General features: G+C 42.2%; 1 protein-coding gene. It reads left to right on the top strand.

Going from position 1 to position 1428, the window contains the following annotated elements; all coding sequences use genetic code 11:
* Positions 1 to 427: 427 nt before the first annotated feature.
* On the top strand, positions 428 to 1428 hold a 1001-nt coding region (locus tag R7E42_RS24200; protein ID WP_318073117.1), incomplete at its 3' end, for a site-2 protease family protein.

A 1428-nucleotide genomic window follows, 5' to 3' on the forward strand; every position in this document is an offset into this window, starting at 1 on the left:
GTGCTTCTTGTTCATCCTTGACCCTCCTAGGGTGTCATAATGCTGGACCGAAGTCCTTGTAATTGTTGTGTGGTACTAAACAGCAGTTGTGATTGCATTGAAACACAACTGTGATGTAAACGTAATGTTAATTGTATGTTTAATAACTTGTCAAAGTTTGAGCGTATTTGGCGTTTTAAATTTGATGCATACGTCAAACGCCTGCTCGTAAGGGCATGTATTATCGTTATATTTTTTGTGGAAATGGTACGACCAGAATTGTTTTGCAAATCTTATGATTAAATAACCTTCAAATCTTGAGTTCACATGCTTTGATGTCACTTGTTATAAGAGGCATAATTCGACCTTTGTGGTTATCGCATTAGGAATCGCGTTGGAATTACTACACACTGAATTTTTAGGTCGCCCGTTAAGATTAGAAGGATCGATGGCGGGATGGCAGCAATTGTACTGGGACAACACTCTAGTTTCTCAAATTGATGCGAGCGAAAAGAAAACCGAAACTTACACGCATCAATTTAAGCTGAGTGCTGGAGAAGAGGTTTTGCTTTGCCAATTAGACTGCACATTGGATTGGCAACCTTTTGATCTGACCTATCGCGCCACCGTTAACGGTGAGCTAATTACGGAAGGTTCAAGAAACGAAAAAGATATTGAAAGGCAGGTGCCACAGGTCGCGCCGCCATCAGAAAAGCGCTTGAGTGTCATCGGTATTTTTTCCTTAGGTATGAAAGCCTTAAAAAGCGCGAAAGTGATTAAAGTTGCGCTGGCGTCAGCAAGTTTAGCTGCCTATTCATGGTTGTTTTCTATTGAGTTTGCTCTGGCTCTTATCGCTTGTCTTATGTTCCACGAATATGGGCATATCAAAGCGATGAAGTATTTCGGTATGAAAACCAAGGGCATTTACTTGATCCCGTTTCTAGGTGGCTTGGCTTTAAGTGACGAGAAAATAAACACGCGTTGGCAAGATGTCGTCATTTCTATCATGGGGCCTTTCTTTGGATTGGTTTTAAGTATTGTGTTTACTCTGCTTTATTGGATGACAGGCGAAATGATATTCGCTGGTCTTGCTGTGTTTAACGCGCTGCTAAACCTCTTTAACTTGCTGCCGATCTTACCGTTAGATGGTGGCCATGTTCTAAAGAGTATTACTTTCTCGATGAATACTTGGATTGGGTTGGCGGGCAGCATTGTTACAGCATTACTTGGTATAGCGCTCAGCTATTCATTTGGTTTAACGCTGCTCGGATTCTTACTGATGATGGGGATGCTGGAAGTGGTCATGGAATGGCGAGCAAGACATCACAGCCACTTGCTGCCACTCACTCGCTACGGTCAATTGTTCTCATTGGTTTGGTATTTAGCATCCGTTGTTGGTTTTGTTGGGATTATTTGGTATTTCGCAGGACTGGGTGACAACTTACTCAG

This window comes from Vibrio sp. Vb1337 (assembly GCF_033338715.1).
GTDB classification, from domain to species: domain Bacteria; phylum Pseudomonadota; class Gammaproteobacteria; order Enterobacterales; family Vibrionaceae; genus Vibrio; species Vibrio alginolyticus.